This is a genomic window from Streptomyces sp. SID8374 (assembly GCF_009865135.1).
Taxonomy (GTDB): domain Bacteria; phylum Actinomycetota; class Actinomycetes; order Streptomycetales; family Streptomycetaceae; genus Streptomyces.
Genome location: NZ_WWGH01000001.1, coordinates 2,492,052 through 2,511,187, shown reverse-complemented (window position 1 = coordinate 2,511,187; position 19,136 = coordinate 2,492,052). Strand labels below are relative to the sequence as shown.

Annotated in this window: 16 protein-coding genes and 1 pseudogene; 9 read left to right on the top strand and 8 right to left on the bottom strand. The window is 72.1% G+C overall.

The annotated features are described in order from the left end of the window. Window positions 1–18: 18 nt before the first annotated feature. Window positions 19–2,424: a transglycosylase domain-containing protein gene (locus GTY67_RS11085; protein WP_161278553.1), complete on the bottom strand. Its 2,406-nt coding sequence runs from the start codon at window positions 2,422–2,424 to the stop codon at window positions 19–21. A 230-nt stretch (window positions 2,425–2,654) separates the two neighbouring features. On the opposite strand from GTY67_RS11085, the gene GTY67_RS11080 reads away from it, so the two are divergent. The 4 genes from GTY67_RS11080 to GTY67_RS11065 all read left to right on the top strand — a co-directional run bounded on the left by GTY67_RS11080 (window position 2,655) and on the right by GTY67_RS11065 (window position 6,188). Continuing rightward, a complete protein-coding gene (locus GTY67_RS11080) occupies window positions 2,655–3,455 on the top strand; it encodes an ABC-2 family transporter protein (RefSeq protein WP_093688693.1) in 801 nt (266 codons plus the stop codon). Beyond that, window positions 3,448–4,326 carry an ABC transporter permease gene (locus tag GTY67_RS11075; RefSeq protein ID WP_161278552.1) on the top strand — a complete coding sequence of 293 codons (879 nt, stop codon included), beginning with the start codon at window positions 3,448–3,450 and terminating at the stop codon, window positions 4,324–4,326. Before GTY67_RS11080 ends, GTY67_RS11075 begins: the two co-directional genes overlap by 8 nt. A gap of 17 nt (window positions 4,327–4,343) precedes the next feature. Next, window positions 4,344–5,366: an ATP-binding cassette domain-containing protein gene (locus GTY67_RS11070; protein ID WP_093688689.1), complete on the top strand. Its 1,023-nt coding sequence runs from the start codon at window positions 4,344–4,346 to the stop codon at window positions 5,364–5,366. 105 nt (window positions 5,367–5,471) lie between these two features. Beyond that, window positions 5,472–6,188 carry a DUF1707 domain-containing protein gene (locus GTY67_RS11065; protein ID WP_161278551.1) on the top strand — a complete coding sequence of 239 codons (717 nt, stop codon included), beginning with the start codon at window positions 5,472–5,474 and terminating at the stop codon, window positions 6,186–6,188. A gap of 89 nt (window positions 6,189–6,277) precedes the next feature. On the opposite strand, the gene GTY67_RS11060 is transcribed toward GTY67_RS11065, so the two are convergent. Further along, window positions 6,278–7,519 carry an SGNH/GDSL hydrolase family protein gene (locus GTY67_RS11060; protein WP_161278550.1) on the bottom strand — a complete coding sequence of 414 codons (1,242 nt, stop codon included), beginning with the start codon at window positions 7,517–7,519 and terminating at the stop codon, window positions 6,278–6,280. Between the two features lie 160 nt (window positions 7,520–7,679). Here GTY67_RS11060 and GTY67_RS11055 point away from each other — a divergent pair, with 160 nt between their 5' ends. Further along, a complete protein-coding gene (locus GTY67_RS11055) occupies window positions 7,680–9,149 on the top strand; it encodes a DUF445 domain-containing protein (RefSeq protein ID WP_237502589.1) in 1,470 nt (489 codons plus the stop codon). Between the two features lie 141 nt (window positions 9,150–9,290). Here GTY67_RS11055 and GTY67_RS11050 read toward each other — a convergent pair whose 3' ends face one another. After that, window positions 9,291–9,608: a hypothetical protein gene (locus GTY67_RS11050; RefSeq protein WP_161280039.1), complete on the bottom strand. Its 318-nt coding sequence runs from the start codon at window positions 9,606–9,608 to the stop codon at window positions 9,291–9,293. 150 nt (window positions 9,609–9,758) lie between these two features. Here GTY67_RS11050 and GTY67_RS11045 point away from each other — a divergent pair. The 3 genes and pseudogenes from GTY67_RS11045 to GTY67_RS11035 form a co-directional block, all read left to right on the top strand. After that, a pseudogene (locus GTY67_RS11045) lies at window positions 9,759–10,166 on the top strand (alpha/beta fold hydrolase); the annotation flags it as partial. 159 nt (window positions 10,167–10,325) lie between these two features. Next, window positions 10,326–10,790: an alpha/beta hydrolase gene (locus GTY67_RS11040; RefSeq protein WP_237502588.1), complete on the top strand. Its 465-nt coding sequence runs from the start codon at window positions 10,326–10,328 to the stop codon at window positions 10,788–10,790. Between the two features lie 30 nt (window positions 10,791–10,820). Then, complete coding sequence (locus tag GTY67_RS11035; protein WP_161278548.1) at window positions 10,821–11,387, top strand: hypothetical protein; 567 nt, start codon at window positions 10,821–10,823, stop codon at window positions 11,385–11,387. Window positions 11,388–11,414: 27 nt separating this feature from the next. Here GTY67_RS11035 and GTY67_RS11030 read toward each other — a convergent pair whose 3' ends face one another. From GTY67_RS11030 to GTY67_RS11010, 5 genes are all read right to left on the bottom strand, one after another. Next, complete coding sequence (locus GTY67_RS11030) at window positions 11,415–12,590, bottom strand: alanine--tRNA ligase-related protein (protein WP_161278547.1); 1,176 nt, start codon at window positions 12,588–12,590, stop codon at window positions 11,415–11,417. Between the two features lie 237 nt (window positions 12,591–12,827). After that, on the bottom strand, window positions 12,828–14,033 hold the full coding sequence (locus GTY67_RS11025; RefSeq protein WP_161278546.1) for an MFS transporter: 1,206 nt from the start codon (window positions 14,031–14,033) through the stop codon (window positions 12,828–12,830). A 95-nt stretch (window positions 14,034–14,128) separates the two neighbouring features. Then, complete coding sequence (locus tag GTY67_RS11020; protein ID WP_237502587.1) at window positions 14,129–14,581, bottom strand: carboxymuconolactone decarboxylase family protein; 453 nt, start codon at window positions 14,579–14,581, stop codon at window positions 14,129–14,131. Window positions 14,582–14,690: 109 nt separating this feature from the next. After that, window positions 14,691–16,004, bottom strand: coding sequence for an MFS transporter (locus GTY67_RS11015; protein ID WP_161278545.1), 1,314 nt, complete (start codon window positions 16,002–16,004; stop codon window positions 14,691–14,693). 58 nt (window positions 16,005–16,062) lie between these two features. Continuing rightward, window positions 16,063–16,554, bottom strand: coding sequence for a winged helix-turn-helix domain-containing protein (locus GTY67_RS11010; RefSeq protein ID WP_237502586.1), 492 nt, complete (start codon window positions 16,552–16,554; stop codon window positions 16,063–16,065). Between the two features lie 253 nt (window positions 16,555–16,807). Between GTY67_RS11010 and GTY67_RS11005 the strand changes: the two genes are divergently transcribed. Further along, window positions 16,808–18,928 (top strand): discoidin domain-containing protein, encoded by a 2,121-nt coding sequence (locus GTY67_RS11005; RefSeq protein ID WP_202461924.1) that lies wholly within the window; start codon window positions 16,808–16,810, stop codon window positions 18,926–18,928. Window positions 18,929–19,136 lie beyond the last annotated feature (208 nt).

Sequence of the window (19,136 nt, the reverse complement as noted above, 5' to 3'; positions counted from 1 at the left end):
GGCATCAGAGGGTGTCGGTCAGCCCGGATAGCGGGCGCCGCGGACCCCTTCGATGAAGGTGCCGCCGAGCGTCCCCGTACCGCTGTCGTCGGTGCCTCCGTCCGTACCGCCCTCCGTGCCGGTTCCCGTACCGCCGTCGCCGTCCCCGCCGGTCGCTCCGCCGCCGTCCGCACCTCCTGTCGCGCCCCCGGTGGTTCCGGTGCTGCTGTTGCCGTTGGCCGGCGGGGCGGAGGAGGCGGGGGCGGTGGGGGCCGAGGGGGTGGTGGTGTCGGCCGGGGCGCTGGGGGCGGTGCTGGAGGGGGTGCCGTCCGGCGTGGCCGGGCCGGTGGCGGTGTCGGTCCCGTCCTCGCCCGGCTCCTGCGGTTCGTCGGAGCCGGGGGCCGTTTCGAGGTCGAACTCCTTGGCCGGGGAGGAGCGCAGGGCCGCCTCCGTGTAGGCGGCCCAGGTCTCGGCGGGGGCGCCGCCGCCGTTGACGCGGTCCAGGCCGAGGGCTCCGTACAGCGGGGTCTGGATGCCGGACTCGGGGTTCTGGCCCATCACGGCGACGACGGTCGCGAGGTCGGGGGTGTACCCGGCGAACCAGGCGGCCTTGTCCTCCTCGGCGGTGCCCGTCTTGCCGACGGCGGGGCGGCCGACTGCCTGGGCGGCGGAGCCGGTGCCGCCCTCGACGACGGAGCGGAGGAGGGCGGTGGTGGTGTCGGCGGCCTCGCGGCTGACGGCCTGTTCGGTCTTCCGGTCGGGCAGTTCGACCTCGGTGCCGTCCTTGGTGACCTTGTCGACGAGGGTGTACGGGCCGTGCCGGCCGTGGTTGGCGAGGGTCGCGTACGCCTCGGTGAGGTCCAGGACGCTGGCGGTGGCGGGGCCGAGCGCGATGGAGGGGGAGGCGGTGAGGTCGGGGGTGGCCTTGGGGATGCCGAGGGCGACCGCGGTCTCGCGCACCTTTTCGGGGCCGACGTCCTGCGCCATCTGCGCGTAGACGGAGTTGACGGACTTGTCGGTGGCGGTGCGGACGGTGATCTGCCCGTAGTCGACATCGTCCTCGTTGGCCGGGTCGTAACCGGTGGAGCCCTGGGGGCCCTGGACGGTGCGCTTGTTGGTGCCGTCGTAGTACGTCTCCGGGGTGATGCGCCGGCCGTCCTGGGTGGTGGAGCCGCCCGCGACGGCGGCGGTGAAGACGAACGGCTTGAAGGTGGAGCCGACCTGGTAGTCGCGGCGGGTGGCGTTGTTGACGTACTGCTGGGTGTAGTCGATCCCGCCGTACATCGCGACGACCTCGCCGGTCTCCGGGACGATGGAGGCGCCGCCGACGCGCACGTTCTTGTCGGCCTCGCGGTCGCCGCTCCGCTTCTTCATCACGTTGTCCTTGACCGCCGCGACGAAGGCGTCCTGCTTCTTCTTGTCGAGGGTGGTGGTGATGCGGTGGCCGCCGGTGGCGAGGGTCTCCTCGTCGATGATGCCGTTGCCGGTGAGGTACGCCTCGACGGCCTGCACCAGGTAGCCGCGCTGGCCGGAGAGGCCGGTGGAGGGCTTGGCCTCGCCGGGGACGGGGAACTCGGTCGTGGACCGCTCGCCCGGGTCCAGCCAGCCTTCCTTGACCATGCCGTCCAGGACGTAGGTCCAGCGGTCCAGGGCGGCGGGCTTGTTGCCGGGGTGGGCGACGACGTCGTACTGGCTGGGGGCGTTCAGCAGGGAGGCGAGGTACGCGCCTTCGGCGGTGGTGAGGTCCTCGACGTTCTTGCCGTAGTACGCCTGGGCGGCGGCCTGGATGCCGTAGGCGTTGCGGCCGAAGTAGCTGGTGTTGAGGTAGCCCTCGAAGATCTGGTCCTTGCTCTGTTCGCGGTTGAGCTTGATCGCGATGAAGAACTCCTTGGCCTTGCGGACGACGGTCCGCTCCTGGCCCAGGTAGTAGTTCTTCACGTACTGCTGGGTGATGGTGGAGCCGCCCTGCTTGCCCTTGCCGGTCACGGTGTTCCACCCGGCCCGGAACATGGCCCGTACGTCGACGGCGGGCTGGTGGTAGAAGTCGCGGTCCTCGGCGGCGAGTACGGCGTGCTGGACGTTGGAGGGCACCTGGGAGAGCTTGACCTTCTCCCGGTTCACCTCGCCGTCGCGGGCCAGGACGGTGCCGTCCTTGTAGAAGTAGACGTTGGACTGCGCGTCGGCTCCGGCGTTGGCGGCCGGGATGTCGACGAGCTGGTATCCGGCGAAGAACCCGCCGACGAGGAGGAGGCCGGCCACCAGGACCGACCCGAGGACCATCCGCCAGGTCGGGAAGAGGCGGCGCCAGCCGGTCCGCTTGGGGCGTTTCGTGCGCCCCTTCTTCCCGTTCCCGGATGAGCTCCCCTGCGCGCCCTCGTCGTTCCCGGGGCTCGCGGAGGCGGCTGAAGGGTCCCGGGGGGCCCAGGTCTGGTGCTCGTCGCTCATATCGGTGGGGGCTCCTCGGGTGCGGTCGGTGCTCCCATAGTGCCCGTTTCGCCGGGAAACCCTCGTATCATCCTTCGATCTCCCCCGTTCTCCGCCGTTCTCCGGTCCCGAGACCCCCGGAAAAGCGGTCGCGGCCGTCCGCGTCGGTGGACTAAGGTCGTGCGCTTTGGTGTCCGGAGCCGGAAGCGGCTCGTCCGGACGACCGGTGGCGGCGGGGGAGAGGGGACGGCGTGCGGCTGTACGCAGTGGTGGCGGCGGGCGGGTTCCGGCGCTACGCCACCTACCGGACGGCGACGGCTGCGGGGGTGTTCACCAACACCGTCTTCGGCTTCATCCTGGCGTACACGTACATCGCCCTGTGGGACGCGAGACCGCAGCTCGGCGGGTACGACATGTCCCAGGCGCTGGCGTACGTCTGGATCGGGCAGGGCCTCCTGGCCGCCTGCGCCATGATGGGCGGCGGCTTCGAGGACGAGCTGATGGAGCGGATCCGCACCGGGGACATCGCCGTGGACCTGTACCGCCCGGCCGACCTCCAGCTGTGGTGGCTGGCGGGGGACCTGGGCCGGGCGGCGTTCCAGCTGATGGGGCGCGGGGTGGTGCCGATGCTCGCGGGGGCGCTCGCCTTCGACATCGCGCTCCCCGGCTCGGCGTGGATCTGGCCGGCGTTCCTGCTCTCGGTCCTGCTGGGGATCGTCGTGAGCTTCGCCGTGCGCTTCCTGGTCGCGCTGACGGCGTTCTGGCTGCTGGACGGGGCGGGCGCGACCCAGATGGCCTGGCTGCTGGGGCTGTTCTTCTCCGGGATGCTGCTGCCGCTCCCCCTTTTCCCCGGGCTCCTGGGCGAGGTGGCCCGGGTCCTGCCGTGGTCCTCGCTGCTCCAGATCCCGGCCGATGTGTACCTCGGCAAGTACACGGGGTGGGGGCTGGTGGAGGCGTACGCCTTCCAGGGCGCCTGGGCGGTGGCGCTGCTGCTGGCGGGGCGGCTGCTCCAGAGCGTGGCGACGAGGAGGGTGGTGGTCCAGGGTGGCTGAGACGGTGGCGGTGCGGCCCGAGGGGAGCCGGGAGCCGGGCGGCTTCGCGTACGAGGAGCGGCCCCGGCTGCTGGAGGGGCTGCGCGCGTACGGGCTGATCGTGGCGATGTGGGTGCGCTCCACGATGGCGTACCGGGCCTCGTTCGTCATGACGACGTTCGGGAACCTCGCGGTGACGGCCTTCGACTTCCTCACGATCGTGCTGATGTTCACGCACGTCGACGCGCTGGGCGGCTACACGCTCCCGGAGATCGCCCTGCTGTACGGGGTGTCGGCGACGGCCTTCGGGCTGTGCGACCTGCTGCTGGGGTCGATGGAGCGGCTGGGCCGCCGGGTACGGGACGGCACGCTGGACACCCTGCTCGTACGGCCGGTCCCGGTGCTGGCACAGGTGGCGGCGGACCGGTTCGCGCTGCGCCGGATCGGGCGGATCCTCCAGGGGCTCGCCGTGCTGGGCTACGCGCTGGTGACCCTGGACATCGCGTGGACGCCGCTGAAGGTGGCGATGCTGCCGGTGATGGTGATCAGCGGTGCGGCGGTCTTCGGGGCGGTCTTCGTGTTCGGGGCGGCCTTCCAGTTCGTCGCGCAGGACGCCTCGCAGGTGCAGAGCGCCTTCACGTACGGCGGGGCGACGCTGCTCCAGTACCCGCCGACGATCTTCGCGAAGGACCTGGTGCGCGGGGTGACGTTCGTGGTCCCGCTGGCCTTCGTCAGCTGGCTGCCCACGCTCTATGTGCTGGACCGGGAGTATCCGCTGGACCTCCCGCAGTGGGTGGCGTTCCTGCCGCCGGTGGTGGCGGTGGCGTTCGGGGCGCTGGCCGGGCTCGCGTGGCGGGCGGCGCTGCGGACGTACCGGAGTACGGGCAGTTGAGGGAAGGGGAGTCGGACATGGTGGATACGTCGGTCGGAGCTACGGGGGAGGGCACGGGCACGGGCGGCGACGGCTTCATCGCCCTCGACGGCGTCGAGAAGGTCTTCCAGGTCCGCCGGAAGGCCGGTCTGCTGCGCCGGGAGCGGCACGAGGTCCGGGCCGTGGACGGCATCAGCTTCCAGGTGGCGCGCGGCGAGATGGTCGGCTACATCGGCCCGAACGGGGCGGGGAAGTCGACCACGATCAAGATGCTGACGGGCATCCTCACCCCGAGCGGCGGCAGTCTGCGCGTGGCGGGCATCGACCCGTCCCGGGAACGTACGCGCCTCGCCCACCGCATCGGCGTGGTCTTCGGCCAGCGCACCACCCTCTGGTGGGACCTGCCGCTGCGCGATTCGTACCGGCTGATGCACCGCATGTACCGCATCCCCGACCGCCGTTACCGGGAGAACCTGGACCGCTGCGTCGAACTCCTCGACCTGGGAGAGCTGTTGGAGGTCCCCGTACGCCAACTCTCCCTGGGGCAGCGGATGCGCGGCGACATCGCGGCGGCCCTGCTGCACGATCCCGAGGTGCTCTACCTGGACGAGCCGACGATCGGTCTCGACGTGATCTCGAAGGCCAAAGTGCGCCAGTTCCTCAAGGAGTTGAACGCGGAGCGCGGGACCACGGTCCTGCTGACGACGCACGACCTGACCGACATCGAACAGCTCTGCCGCCGGGTGATGGTGATCGACCACGGCCGTCTGATGTACGACGGTTCGCTCGCCGGTCTCCATGAGGTTGGGGAGAGCGAGCGGATGCTGGTGGTGGACCTGGAGCGCGAACTACCGCCCATCGAGCTGACGTCCGACGCGTCGGGGCCGGGGCTGCGGGCGGTGAAGGTGGAGGGGGTACGCCAGTGGCTGGCCTTCCCCGCCTCGGCGTCGGCCGCCCCGCTGGTGGCGCGGATCGCGGCGGAGTACCCGCTGATGGACCTGTCGGTGCGGGAGCCGGACATCGAGGCCGTGATCGCGAGGATGTACGAGGCCAGGCCCTAGGCCGGACCCGGGTGGGCCGACGCGTACAACTCCTGGGCCTGCACGTCTGTGCCGGGAACGGGTGCGTTCAATAGGGTGCGCGGTATGACAAGTGAACGTCCTGAGATGCGTGCTTCCGATGCTGAACGTGAGCGGATCGCCGAGTTGCTGAGGGAGGCCGTGGCCGAGGGACGGCTGGAGATGGACGAGTTCGAGCAGCGCCTCGAAACGGCCTACAAGGCCCGTACGCACGGGGAGTTGGAGCCGCTCGTCCAGGACCTCCCGGCGCCCGGCACCGCCGTGGCCCCGGTGGGCTCCTCCGCCCCCGCCCCGCTGCGGGGCTCCGCCGCGAACTGGCCCGCGCGGATCGGCGGCACCGCGACCTCCAAGGGCGGGTTCGCGCTCTGGGGCGGCTTCAACCGGAAGGGCCGCTGGACGGTCGGCCGGAAGTTCACCGCGTTCGCGATGTGGGGCGGCGGCGAGATCGACCTGCGCGAGGCGGACTTCGAGGACCGCGAGGTCGTCATCCGCTGCTTCGCCATCATGGGCGGCCTCCATGTGACGGCCCCGCCGGAGCTGAACGTGGACGTCCGGGGCATCGGCATCATGGGCGGCTTCGGCGAGGGCCCGAGCGAGGAGGGCGAGACGGTGCCGGAGGCCCCGCGCGTCACGATCACGGGGCTGGCCCTGATGGGCGGCGTCGGCGTGGAGCGCAAGCGGACGAAGGCGGAGCGCCGCCGCCTGAAGGAGGCCGAGGAGGCGGAGCGGGCGGTCCGCGAGCGGCGACGCCTGGACGGCGGCGACGGGGGAGCGGGCGGCGGCGGCCGCAAGGAGCTGGGCTGAGGGGCGGGGCCCAGGCGGGCCGGGCCGGGCGGAGGAGCTGAGCCGAGGGCCCGGGCGGGACCCTCGCCGTCCCCTACGCGTACGTCACCTCACAGCTCGTCGGAGGCCGGCGTGCGGGCCCGCTCCAGGGACGTCAGGTCCACCCGCTCGCCGAGCGTCCGGTACCCGGCGTCGTTGAAGTGCAGGTGGTCGCCCGAGTCGTACGCGGCGAGCACCCGGTTCGGCGCGGCCGGGTCGCGTACGGCCTCGTCGAAGTCGACGTACGCGTCGAAGACGGAGCCCGACCGGATCTGCTCGTTGACCGCGAGCCGTACCGCGTTGCGCTCGGGCGTCCAGGTGGGGAAGCCCTCGAACGGGGTCAGGGTCGCGCCGACGACCGTCAGCCCCCGGGCCCGCGCCTGGTCGGCGAGGGTGCGCAGACCGGCCACGATGCGCCCGGCGTCGGGCTCCTGCGGGGCCTGCTGCACGTCGTTGATGCCGAGGGCCACGATCACGGTGTGCGCCCCGGCGACCGAGAGCACGTCCCGCTCGAACCGGACGATCCCGGCCTGGCCCGCGGAGCCCTCGGTGAGGAGCCGGTTGCCCGCGATGCCCGCGTTGGCGACCCCGTACCGGCCGCCGAGGCGGTCCGCGAGGACGTCCGTCCAGCGGGAGTTGGCGTCGGTGGTGGAGCCGCTGCCCGCCGTCAGGGAGTCCCCGATGACGACGACGGTGCCGGGGGCGGCCTCGTTGCGGACGTCCACGGCGGTGAGGTAGCGCCACTTGGTGGTGGACCAGGTGGTGCGGCCGTCGGCCAGGGCGGACGTCTGGTGGGTGTTCGGGTGGTAGGTGACCGGGCCGCTCGCGCGCGGGGTGCGGAAGTCGACCCGGAGGTCGGAGTCGGGCGCGACCGGCACCACGACCGGGTCGCTGACGACCCGCCCGCCCGCCGCGATGGTGACGCTGGTGGCGCCGTCGAAGGTCACCGGGCGGGTGTTGACGGTGGCCCGGTCGACGAGGAGCGGGACGGTCCCGAAGAGGTTGGAGAGCGTGATGCGGGCGGCGTCCCCGCCGACGCTGGTGTGCACGACGTTACGGATGGTGCTGCCGGGAAACCCGTTCGCGGCGCCCGGCTCCGCGCCGACGGGCGCGGTGGTCCAGGTGGCGACCCAGTTCCCGGCCGCGTTGGCGGGGGCGACGGGGTTGCGGGCCGCCGCATGCGTCTCGGCCGGCGGGATCGGGGCGGCCCGGGGGCCGGCGAACAGCGTCGTGCCGAGGACGGCGGCGACGGCGAGTACGGCGGTGCCCGCCAGTAGGGCTATGAGCAGGGCGTACCCCTGGCGCCTGGGCATGTGCGGTGTTTCTCCTTGTGATGATCGTGCTGGTTCCATGATGCGGCAGGCCGCGGGGAACTCGACATGCGCCCCGGGAGTAGGGGAAGTAGGGACAATGCGTACGTCGCGGGGGCGGGGCGTACGTGCACGGCTGGAACGGGTGGGACGGGTGGAGCGCATGGGACCGACCGGTTCCGGAGAGCAGGACGCGGTGCAGCAGTCAGGACAGGACCCGGACTCCGGAGGACCGGCGTCCGGAACGGGGACCGAAGCCCGCAAGGCGCTGGGCCCGGGGACGGCGGCGGGCGGTTCCGGCGAGGGGTCAGGGCCCGGGACCCCTTCGGGCCCCGGCGAGGACGCCCCGCCAGTCCCGGGCCCGCTGGCCTCGTTCGCGTACACCGCCGCCGACGAGGAGAAACAACGCGGCGTACGGCGCATGAAGCTCACGGCGACCGGCCTCCTTCTGCTCGTCGCACTGGTCTATGTCCTGGCCACCTGGGCTGAGCACTCAGGTGTGAAGGGCTGGCCGGGCTACGTTGCGGCGGCTGCCGAGGCGGGGATGGTGGGCGCTCTGGCGGACTGGTTCGCCGTGACGGCGCTCTTCCGGCGCCCGCTCGGCCTGCCCATCCCCCACACCGCCATCATTCCCACCAAGAAGGATCAGCTAGGACAGTCCCTCGGTTCCTTCGTCGGCGAAAACTTTCTCTCCGGAGACGTCATTCGTGACCGAATTCACGCTCTGGGGGTCGGCCGGAGGGTCGGCGCCTGGCTTTCGGAGCCGGCCCACGCCGACCGGGTCACCGCCGAGTTGGCGACGGCGCTGCGCGGCGCGCTCACGGTGCTGCGGGACTCCGACGTCCAGGCGGTCGTCGGCGAGGCCATCACCCGGCGGGCGAACGCGGCGGAGGTCGGCCCCGGCCTCGGCAAGATGCTGGAGCGGGTCGTGGAGGACGGCGGCCACCGCAAGGTCGTCGACCTCGTCTGCGTACGGGCGCACGACTGGCTGGTGGAGCACGGCGACTCGGTGATGGACGCGGTGCAGGGCGGGGCGCCGGGCTGGACGCCCCGGTTCGTGGACAAGCGGGTCGGCGAGCGGGTCTACAAGGAGCTGCTGCGGTTCGTCACGGAGATGCGGGACATGCCGGGCCACCCGGCGCGCGCCTCCATCGACACGTTCCTCACCGACTTCGCGGCCGACCTCCAGAGCGACGCCGACACCCGGGCCCGGGTGGAGCGGCTGAAGTCGGAGATCCTGGGCCGGGGCGAGGTGCAGGACGTCATCGCCTCGGCGTGGTCCTCCGTCCGTACGATGATCCTCGCGGCCGCCGAGGACGAGCGCAGCGAACTCCGCCTGCGGGCCCGGGCGTCCCTGATGTCGCTGGGCGCCAAGCTGGCGAGCGACGAGCGGCTCCAGGGCAAGCTGGACGGCTGGCTGGAGGACGCGGCGGTGTACGTGGTCACGACGTACCGGGCCGAGATCACCTCGCTGATCAGCGAGACGGTGGCGAGCTGGGACGCGACCCAGACGTCGAAGAAGATCGAGGCGCACATCGGCCGCGACCTTCAGTTCATCCGCATCAACGGCACGGTGGTCGGCGCACTGGCGGGCCTGGCGATCCACACGGTGTCGCGGGCGCTGGGCGGCTGAGCCGCTTCACGGAGCCGAGGGTTCCGGGTGCGTATCCGTCCTGTCGTACGGATACGCACCCGGCTTACGCGGGGGAGTTGCCCGGTAGTACGGGCGCGGCGCGTCGGGTGTTCAACGCGGTGCGGATTTCTTGGAGAACCCTCAGACGGCGGCGCGCCGGGTGACGGCCCAGGAGGCGGCGGCCACCCCGCCCGCGACGGCGAAGACGGCCGGCCAGGCGCCGGTCTTCTTGGCGAGCGGGTGCGACCCGGCGAAGGCGGCGACGTAGGCGAGGGTCAGCGCGGTGGCCGCACGCGGACCGGCCTGACGGTTCCACTCGTACGCGGCGAGGGACCCGGCGGCGGCGAGCGCGACCCCGCCGAGCGGACGCTTCCCGGTCCACCGGGCGACGCCGTACCCTCCGACGAGCCCGCCCGCCGCCACCGCCGCTGCCGGAACCTTCGCCATCGCCGCCACCATCGCTTCCGTGTCCATGTGCGTGTCCGTGTACGTCGTCCGTCCACGTCTCCGTGTCCCTGCCGAGGCTAACCTCTGCTCCGGCCGCACCGACGGGCGGCCGCTGACGGGGTACGAGGGGGGCATCGCATGGCAACGAGCACGACCACGACGATGATCGAGGTCCCAGAGTTCGCCGAGACCGCGGGTGGGCGCGATGCCCCGCCCGTACGCCTGTACTGCACCGACACCGGCGGCGACGGCCCGCCTCTGCTCCTGCTGCACGGCCTGGCGGGCCACAGCGGTGAATGGGACGCGCCGGCGGCCGGGTTCGCGCCCACGCACCGGGTGGTCGCGTTCGACGCCCGGGGCAGCGGCGCGAGCACACGACGCCCGGGGGACGTCTCGCGGGCGGCCCATGTGCGGGACGCGGTCCAGGTCGCCCGGGCCCTCCGCCTCCCCGCCGGGCGGCTGGTCCTGGTGGGCCAGTCCATGGGCGGGCTCACCGCGCTGCTCACCGCGGCGGCCCACCCGGAGCTGGTGCGCGCCCTGGTCCTGATCGAGGCGGGCCCGGACGGCCCTAGGGCCTGTCGTCAAACTGCCGTCTGCCGTGCGACGCCTGGCACGCACGCTCGCGGCGTTGCCGAAATGGCCAAGTAGCTCCGCTACGAGGCCATTCCGGCGCCTTGCGATCGCACGCACCAGACGCCGCGCGGCCGCCCTTCGGGCGACGACGGCAGTTTGACGACAGGCCCTAGCCCCTCGCTGCCGGAGACCATCGGCGCCTGGCTGGACTCGTGGCCGGTCCCGTTCCCCGACGCGGAGGCGGCGGCCGCGTTCTTCGGCGGGGGAGCGGCGGGCCGCGCCTGGGCGGCGGGCCTCGCCTGGGCGGCGGGCCTCGCCCCGGGTCCCGGGGGCCTGCACCCGCGCGTGGACCGGGACGTCATGGTCGCCACGGTCCAGGAGAACGCCCACCGCGACTTCTGGGACGCGTGGGACGCGGTGCGCTGCCCGGTGCTGGTGGTGCGGGCCGCAAAGGGGATGCTGAAGCAGCAGGAGGCGGACCGCATGGCCGAGCGGCGGCCGGGGACGCGGATCGCCGTGGTGCCCGACGCCGGGCATGACGTACACCTGGACGACCCGGCGGCGGTGTACAGGGAGTTGGCGGCGTTCCTGGCGGAGGTGGGGCCGGTGGGGGCGGGATAAGGTCTGGACCCATCACACAAGGGGGGCCTCATGCCTGTACGTACGACTGCCCGCAGCGGCCTACGCAGAACCACGGCCACCACCGCAACGGGGCTCCGGGCCGCGGCAGTTGTGGTACTGGCGGCGGCCGCCCTGGTCTCCTGCTCCCAGGCGCAGACCGACGACGGCCCCCGCGCGGACTACGCCACGGTGTCGCCGTCCGCCGACCCGGTGGTGAACGCCGACCAGGCCGAGCAGGCGGCGGCCGAGGCGACGGAGGAGCCCACCGGGCCCGCCGAACCGGCCCCCGAGCTCGTACGCGACGCCTTCGCGACGCTCCAGGCCACACTGGGCGAGACCTGTACGCCCGGCGCCGGGGAATGCGCCTACTTCCTCGGGCGGGTGATCCAGGAGCTCACGGAGCTGGACGAGGCGATGCGCGCGGACCCCAAGGGGCCTGGCCACTTCAAGCAGCCGCTCGCGGACATGAAGGTCCTGTTCTCCACGTGGGGCGAGGACCGGCCCACACCGCACCTGGAGAAGCACTTCTCCGAGATCGTCGGGACCCGCGACGGCATCAACACCTGGATGCAGGGCCACCCGGACGACTACCGCTGAGGGGCCGTCCGGGCGGCCTCGCCCCCCTCACCCCTCCCGCAGGCTCGTGATCAGCTCGCGCGGCAGCCCGTGGGTGTCGTGGAGGTAGTGGAAGTCCCCTTCGGTCAGCGGCCCTTGGAAGCGGGCGTGGGCGAGCACCCGCCGCCCGCGCTCCAGGAGCCGGCCGAACCGGTCCTCCTCCTCGCGCAGCACCCGGAGCACATCGCCCGGAGGCGTGTCCTGCCGGAAGTGGTCCAGCGTGTGCCGGACCAGCTCCTCCGGCAGGTCGCCGAAACCGCGTGAGGGGTCGTCCCGCCAGAGCACGGTGAGGACCCGCCGTACCAGCCGGCGCAGCACATAACCCCGCCCCGAGTTGGCCGGGCGCACGCCGTCGCCCAGGACCACGACGGCCGAGCGCAGGTGGTCGCAGACCAGGCGCAGCGAGGGCTCGTCCAGATCCCACAGGGCCGGAACGAGGCGGCGCCAGGGGTCGAAGACATCGCACGCGAAGACGGACGGCTTGCCCTGGAGCAGCGAGGCCAGCCGCTCCAGGCCGAGCCCGGTGTCGACGTTGCGCCGGGGCAGAGGGACGAGGGAGCCGTCGCCGAGGCGGCGGTGGGTCATCGTCACGTGGTTCCACACCTCGACCCAGCGGCCGTCGCGGGTGGGCGTCGACTGCGGCGGGCCGTCACCGCTCCACAGGAAGATCTCGGAGTCGGGTCCGCACGGCCCGACCGTGCCGTCGGTCCTGTTCGGCCACCAGTTGTCCTCCACGGTGGGTTCGACGGGCACACCGAGCCCCTGCCACAGCGCAAGGGAGGCGGTGTCCGGCCCGGTCCGGCCGTCCCCGGCGAAGACGGTGGCGTACAGCAGACGGGGGTCGACGCCCAGCCCCTCGGTGAGCAGCCCGTACGCCCACTCCAAGCTGGCCGGCCCCTCGTAGTCGCCCAGCGACCAGGTGCCGAACATCTCGAAGACGGTCAGGTGCGTGGTGTCCCCGACCTCGTCCAGGTCCGTGGTGCGCAGACAGCGCTGTACGTTGACGAGCCGCCGGCCCAGCGGATGGGGGCGGCCCTCCAGGTACGGCGTGAGCGGGTGCATGCCGGAGGTGGTGAAGAGCACGGGGTCGCCGGGCGGGGGCAGGAGCGTCGATCCGGTGACCCGGCGGTGGCCGCGTTCCTCGTAGAACTCGACGCATGTGCGGACCAGTTGTTCCGTACGCATGGGGTGGCTCCTTCGCATGGCAGCGGGGAGGCACCGGAGAACGGGACCGTCCGGTCACCCGGCCGGGCCCGAGGGCCACGACACCACCGGCGGACCGTTTCCGGTCGCCGGGGGAGGGGGGAAGGTCAGGCGGCGGCAACCGGCGAGCTGGTCGCTCGCGCGGTCGCGGTGGTGCTGAGGCCGGTGACGTTCATGCGGGTGACGATAGTGCCGCCGGGTGCGGCGCGGCACGCGAATTCACGGCCGGGCCCCCGGCCCGGTGCGGCGGGCACCGCCCACCACGAAGAGCGCCAGCAGGGCCAGGGCGGCGCCGGTCCACAGCACACTCGTGGTGCCGATGCCGTCGACGGCGAAGCCGCCGAGGAGCGCGCCGAGCGCGATGGACAGGTTGAACGCGGAGACGTACAGCGAGGTGGCCGCCTCGGTGGCATCCGGCGCGGCGTCGAGGATCCAGGTCTGGAAGGTGACCGGCACCGCGCCGTAACCCAGGCCCCACAGCACGAGGATGGCGCCCGCGGAGAGGGTGCCGGCGCCGACGACCGCGAGCAGGACCATGCCCGAGGTGAGGACCACCGAGATCCCCATGACGCACTGCCGGAGCCGCCGGGCGATGAGGGCCCCGGCGATGAAGTTGCCGCAGATACCGGCGACTCCGAACGTCAGCAGCAGCACACCGATCGACCGGTCGCCGACGCCGTCGCCCTGGAGGACCGGCCGGACGAACGTGTACGCCAGGAAGTGGCCGGTGATGACCAGGAAGGTGAGGGCGATCCCGGTCCGGACCCCGGCGTTGCGTACGAAGACCTTCGGCAGGGCCGAGAACGTGAGGGACTGCCCGGCCGGGATCTTCGGCATGAGGAAGAGCATGCAGGTCAGGGAGGTGATCCCGAGGACACCCACGGCCGCGAACGCCGTACGCCAACTGCTCAGATCCCCCAGGAACGTTCCGGTCGGCACGCCCAGGACGGACGCGGTCTCCACCCCGCCGAAGATGACGGCGGTGGCCCGGGCGACATGCCTGGCCGGGACCAGCCGCAGGGCGATGCCACCCGCGATGGACCAGAAGCCGCCGACGCTGACCCCGATGAGGAACCGGGCGATGAGGACGACGGTGAAGCTGGTGGCGAAGGCGGAGGCGAGGTTGGCCGCGCCCATCAGGCCGATCAGGACCACCAGGACGATACGGCGGTCGATGCGCCCGGTGGCCACGGTGACCACGGGCGCGGAGACGGCGGCGACCAGGCCGGGCACCGTCACCATCAGCCCCGCCGTGCCCTCGGAGACGTCGAGGGCGGTGCCGACGGGGGTGAGCAGGCCCACGGGGAGCAGCTCGGAGGTCATCAGGGAGAAGATGCCCAGGGTCACCGCCAGCACGGCGAGCCACCCCTTGACGGGGGAACGACCGGGGGCGGCACCGGGCAGCCCGGTCTCGACGGTGGTCACGGCGTGATCAGCCCTTCATCGGACGGAGGTCGGTCCACGGACATGGGGCGGGCGGCGGCCGACACGACGGCCACCGCCCGCGGAGGATCGGCCGGCTACTCGGTACCGGGCGTCTTGCGCGTGGTGACGTTCATCCGGTTCCACGCGTTGGTGGTGAAGATGAGCGCGATGAGCTGGGCGAGCTCCTTCTCCTCGAAGTGCCGCGCGGACTCCTCGTACACCTCGTCCGACACCCCCTCGGGCAGGAAGGTGACGGCCTCGGTCAGCGCGAGGGCGGCCCGCTCCTTCTCGGTGAAGAGACTCGACTCCTCCCAAGCGGCGAGCTGGTGGATCCGCTCCTCCGACTCCCCGGCCTTGCGGGCGTCGGAGGTGTGGTAATCGATGCAGTAAGCACAGCGGTTGACCTGCGAGGCGCGGATCTGCACCAGCTCCAGCAGTACGGGGTCGAGCCCTTCGCGGGCGACGGCGTCGAGGGCGAGGACGGCCTTGAAGACCTTGGGGGAGACGGCGGAGAAGTTCATGCGCTGAGGTACCTGGAACGTGGTCATGCAACGACCGTAGGTACGGAAGCGACCTGGGGCAGGGTGCATTTGTACGCCGGAATCATGGGTCAATTCCCTGGACCCGGCAGGCCGGGGCACCGCCCGGCGGGCCTCGTCAAGCCTTCGACGGGCGCGGGCGTGATCGCGGCAGCTCGGCCCTCCGCACCGCCCCGCAGCCCAGCGCGACGACCACCCCGAGGCTCCCGAACGCCCCGCACCCGATGAAGACCGGCGCGGACCCCCACGCCCCGACGGCCGCCCCGACCAACGGGTAGGTCAGCGGCGCCAGGCCCACCGAGGTGAGCATCACGACCGAGGTGACCCGCCCCAGGTAGGCGGGGTCGGCGGCGGTCTGTACGAGGGCGTTGCCCAGGGTGCCGCAGATGCCCATGGCCAGGCCCACGGCGAGGGCCACGGCCACGGCGAGCGGCAGCGTGGGGACCAGGGCGATGCCGGCCGCGCCCGCGCACCCCACGAGCAGCGTCCCCGCCAGGGTCAGCCCGGCCCGGGGGAGCCGTCCGGCGACGGTGAGCAGGACGGCCCCGACGGTGGCCCCGGCCCCGAACCCGCTGATGATCCACCCGTACCCCGAAGGCCCCCAGCCGCGCTCGCCGTTGAGCAGGACCATGCCGACGTTGAGGGGGCCGGTGAGCCCGAGCTCGCAGAGGGCGATGACCGCGATGAGCGGGCCGATGAGAGGGTGGCGGCGGATGTGGCACAGACCGCCGATGAGGTCCTGCCAGGCGGTGCCGGGGGCGGGCGCCGCCTCACCCCGTACGTCTGCCGCATCCTCGGGCTCGGGCTCGGGCACTCCTGGCGGTCGCAGCCGTACGGTCAGCAGGAGCGGCAGCGACACGGCGAACAGCACCCCCGCCACCGCGAACGCGGCCGACGCGCCGCCGAACCCCATGGCCAGGCCGCCGAGGGGCGGGCCGCTGATCTGGCTGACCCGCATCGACAACGTACGCATGCCGGTCACGCGGGCCAGTTGGTCCGGGCCGGTGATGCGGGGCGGGAGGGCCCCGACGGCCGGGACGAACAGCGCGTCGACCACGCCGAACGCGAGGGCCAGCGCCACCAGGATCCACACCGCGGGCGCGGTGACGGCGACCCCGGCCGCCACGGCGAGGATGAGGACGCACCGCACGGCGTCGCTGCCGAGCACGATCCGGCGCACCCCGAACCGGTCGGCCGCCACGCCGCCGCCCAGCATGAGCAGCGCCCGGGGAACCGCTCCGGCGGCCATGACCAGGCCGACCTCGGCGGGCCCGGCGACCTTCTGGGCCGACCAGGCGAGGGCGACGAAGTAGACGCTGTCGCCGATGAGCGAGGCGGTGTATGCGGCGAGCCAGCGCAGGACGTTGGCGTCGCGGTGAGCGGGCCGGGGCGCGGCGGGTCTCTGGGGCAAGGCGGTCTCTGGGGCGGACATGGAGTCTCCTCGGGTGCGGACCGCGCGGATGACCGCGCGGCGAGGCGAGGCTCAGGGCTCAGGGCCGGAACGGGAACCCGTACAGATGCACGGACACGTGCTCGCGCCCCTCGGTCTCGCCCGCCTTCCTGGCGGCCTTGCCGCGCTCCCGCCACCGCCGGGCGACGACCTCCAACTCGGCGCTCATCTCAGCGAGTTCGGTGGACGTCAGGGCCATGAGCCACTCGGAGCTGAAGGCGGCGTCGGTCCACTCCTCGCCCCAGGCGGCGCTCTGTTCGAGGTAGGCGCGGTACTGGGCGGAGCGGTTGTCGAGGAGGCCGCGCAGCACCGAACCGACGGCGGCGGCCCCTTCCGGCGTACCCGTGAAGTCCGCGTCGCGGAAGCCCCACCCCTTCTCGGACGCCACCCGCCACCACCGCTCGCGGCCGTCCGTGCCGTGCCCGCTCGCCTCGGCCACGAAGCCGTGCTCGGCGAGCTTGCGCAGGTGGTAACTGACCAGCGAGGGGGCCTGATCGACCTGTTCGGCGAGTTGGCCGGGGCCCGGCCGCATAGCGCCTGACTGAACGTCATCCCCCGCGCAGGGGCATCGACTTAATCCACGCCGAAAGAAAAGTCGTGTCAGGATTCTTGACCGTGACCGATGCGGCGGGCAAGGTTCCGGGAGAGCGCTCTCCCATCGCAGTTCCATTTCGAGGAGCACCCGCATGCCCGCAGTCGGCATATCCCCAGCGGCCCCGGTGTCCCACGGCACCGGCCGCCGTACCCGCAGACCGAGACCGGTGGCCCGCGGCATCGTCGCCGCGATGGCCACCGCTCTCGCCGCCACCCTTCTCGCCTTCGTCCCCGCCACGAAGGCCGAGGCCGCACCCGTACTGCTCTCCCAGGGCAAGCCGGTCACCGCCTCCAGCGAGGAGAACTACGGCACCCCGGCCGCCGCGGCCGTCGACGGCAACGCCGACACCCGTTGGTCCAGCGCCGCTTCCGACCCGCAGTGGATCCGCGTCGACCTCGGTGCGACGACCCAGATCAGCCAGGTGGTCCTGGACTGGGAGACGGCCTACGGCAAGGGCTACCGCATCGAACTCTCGGCCAACGGCTCCGAGTGGTCGACCGCCTACCAGACCGCCGACGGCGACGGCGGCACGGACACCCTGAACATCAGCGGTGAAGCCCGCTACGTCCGGATGTACGGCACCGCCCGTGGCACCGGATACGGCTTCTCGCTCTGGGAGTTCAAGGTCTACGGCGAGTCCGGCGGCACCGGCGGCCCGCAACTGCCCGGCGGCGGCGACCTCGGCCCGAACGTGCACGTCTTCGACCCTTCCACCCCCAACATCCAGGCCAAGCTGGACGAGGTGTTCGCCCAGCAGGAGGCGTCGCACTTCGGCAACGGCCGGCACCAGTTCCTCTTCAAGCCCGGCACCTACAACAACCTCAACGCCCAGATCGGTTTCTACACCTCGATCTCGGGCCTCGGCCTCAAGCCGGACGACACCACCATCAACGGTGACGTGACCGTCGACGCGGGCTGGTTCGGCGGCAACGCCACGCAGAACTTCTGGCGTTCGGCCGAGAACCTGGCGCTGAACCCGGTCAGCGGCACCAACCGCTGGGCCGTCTCACAGGCCGCCTCCTTCCGCCGCATGCACGTCAAGGGCGGCCTCAACCTCGCCCCCGACGGCTACGGTTGGGCCAGTGGCGGCTACATCGCCGACAGCAAGATCGACGGCCAGGTCGGCAACTACTCGCAGCAGCAGTGGTACACCCGCGAGAGCTCCATCGGCGGCTGGTCCAACTCCGTCTGGAACCAGACCTTCTCGGGCGTCGAGGGCGCACCCGCCACCTCGTTCCCCGAGCCCCGCTACACCACGCTCCAGACGACCCCGATCTCCCGTGAGAAGCCGTTCCTCCACCTGGACGGCAACACGTACAAGGTCTTCGTCCCCGCCAAGCGCACCGACGCCCGGGGCGTCTCCTGGAACGGCACCCCGCAGGGCACGTCGATCGGCCTGGACCAGTTCTACGTCGTCAAGCCCGGCGCCACCGCCGCCACGATCAACCAGGCGCTGGCCCAGGGCCTCAACCTCCTTTTCACGCCCGGCATTTACCACGTCGACCAGACCATCAACGTCAACCGCGCGAACACAGTCGTCCTCGGCCTCGGCCTCGCGACGATCATCCCGGACAACGGCGTCACCGCGATGAAGGTCGCCGACGTCGACGGCGTCAAGCTCGCCGGCTTCCTGATCGACGCCGGTACGGTCAACTCCCCGACCTTGCTGGAGGTCGGCCCGCAGAACTCCTCAGCGGACCACTCCGCCAACCCCACCACCGTCCAGGACGTCTACGTCCGCATCGGCGGCGCGGGCGCCGGCAAGGCCACCACTTCCATCGCCGTCCACAGCGACGACGTGATCATCGACCACACCTGGGTGTGGCGCGCGGACCACGGCGAGGGCGTCGGCTGGGAGACCAACCGGGCCGACTACGGGGTCCGGGTGTACGGCGACGACGTACTCGCCACCGGCCTCTTTGTGGAGCACTTCAACAAGTACGACGTCGAGTGGTACGGCGAGCGCGGCCGGACGATCTTCTACCAGAACGAGAAGGCGTACGACGCGCCCGACCAGGCCGCCATCCAGAACGGCGACACCAAGGGCTTCGCCGCCTACCGGGTCGACGACTCGGTCGACGTACACGAGGGCTGGGGTCTGGGCAGCTACTGCAACTACAACGTCGACCCGACGATCCGCCAGGACCACGGTTTCAAGGCCCCGGTGAAGCCGAACGTGAAGTTCCACAGCCTGCTGGTGGTGTCGCTCGGCGGAATGGGCCACTACAACCACGTCATCAACAACACGGGAGCCTCCACGGTCCCGGCGGGCACGTCGACGGTGCCGTCGACGGTGGTGTCCTTCCCCTGATCGGTTCCCCGAGGTGAATCTCTGCGGTGAACCTCTGACCTGCGGGGGAGGGCTTCCCGGGGCCGGGCCTGACCCCGGCCCCGGGGCAACTCCACCACGGTCAGCGGCTAACTCACCGACCCGCACGGTCACTGGCTAACTCACCGACCTTCAGCGTCACCGGCTCACCTCCTGGCTCTCTCCCCCCGGACGGCCGCCGTCCTCCCCG

Excerpts from the sequence above, each read along its gene's own strand:
- GTY67_RS11050 (WP_161280039.1), bottom strand. The coding sequence starts at position 9,608 with ATGGTGGCGGCGATGGCGAAGGTTCCGGCAGCGGCGGTGGCGGCGGGC.
- GTY67_RS11035 (WP_161278548.1), top strand. The coding sequence starts at position 10,821 with ATGCCTGTACGTACGACTGCCCGCAGCGGCCTACGCAGAACCACGGCC.
- GTY67_RS11070 (WP_093688689.1), top strand. The coding sequence starts at position 4,344 with ATGGTGGATACGTCGGTCGGAGCTACGGGGGAGGGCACGGGCACGGGC.
- GTY67_RS11020 (WP_237502587.1), bottom strand. The coding sequence starts at position 14,581 with ATGACCACGTTCCAGGTACCTCAGCGCATGAACTTCTCCGCCGTCTCC.
- GTY67_RS11010 (WP_237502586.1), bottom strand. The coding sequence starts at position 16,554 with ATGCGGCCGGGCCCCGGCCAACTCGCCGAACAGGTCGATCAGGCCCCC.
- GTY67_RS11065 (WP_161278551.1), top strand. The coding sequence starts at position 5,472 with ATGCGTGCTTCCGATGCTGAACGTGAGCGGATCGCCGAGTTGCTGAGG.
- GTY67_RS11055 (WP_237502589.1), top strand. The coding sequence starts at position 7,680 with ATGGGACCGACCGGTTCCGGAGAGCAGGACGCGGTGCAGCAGTCAGGA.
- GTY67_RS11085 (WP_161278553.1), bottom strand. The coding sequence starts at position 2,424 with ATGAGCGACGAGCACCAGACCTGGGCCCCCCGGGACCCTTCAGCCGCC.
- GTY67_RS11060 (WP_161278550.1), bottom strand. The coding sequence starts at position 7,519 with ATGCCCAGGCGCCAGGGGTACGCCCTGCTCATAGCCCTACTGGCGGGC.
- GTY67_RS11015 (WP_161278545.1), bottom strand. The coding sequence starts at position 16,004 with ATGTCCGCCCCAGAGACCGCCTTGCCCCAGAGACCCGCCGCGCCCCGG.
- GTY67_RS11005 (WP_202461924.1), top strand. The coding sequence starts at position 16,808 with ATGGCCACCGCTCTCGCCGCCACCCTTCTCGCCTTCGTCCCCGCCACG.
- GTY67_RS11030 (WP_161278547.1), bottom strand. The coding sequence starts at position 12,590 with ATGCGTACGGAACAACTGGTCCGCACATGCGTCGAGTTCTACGAGGAA.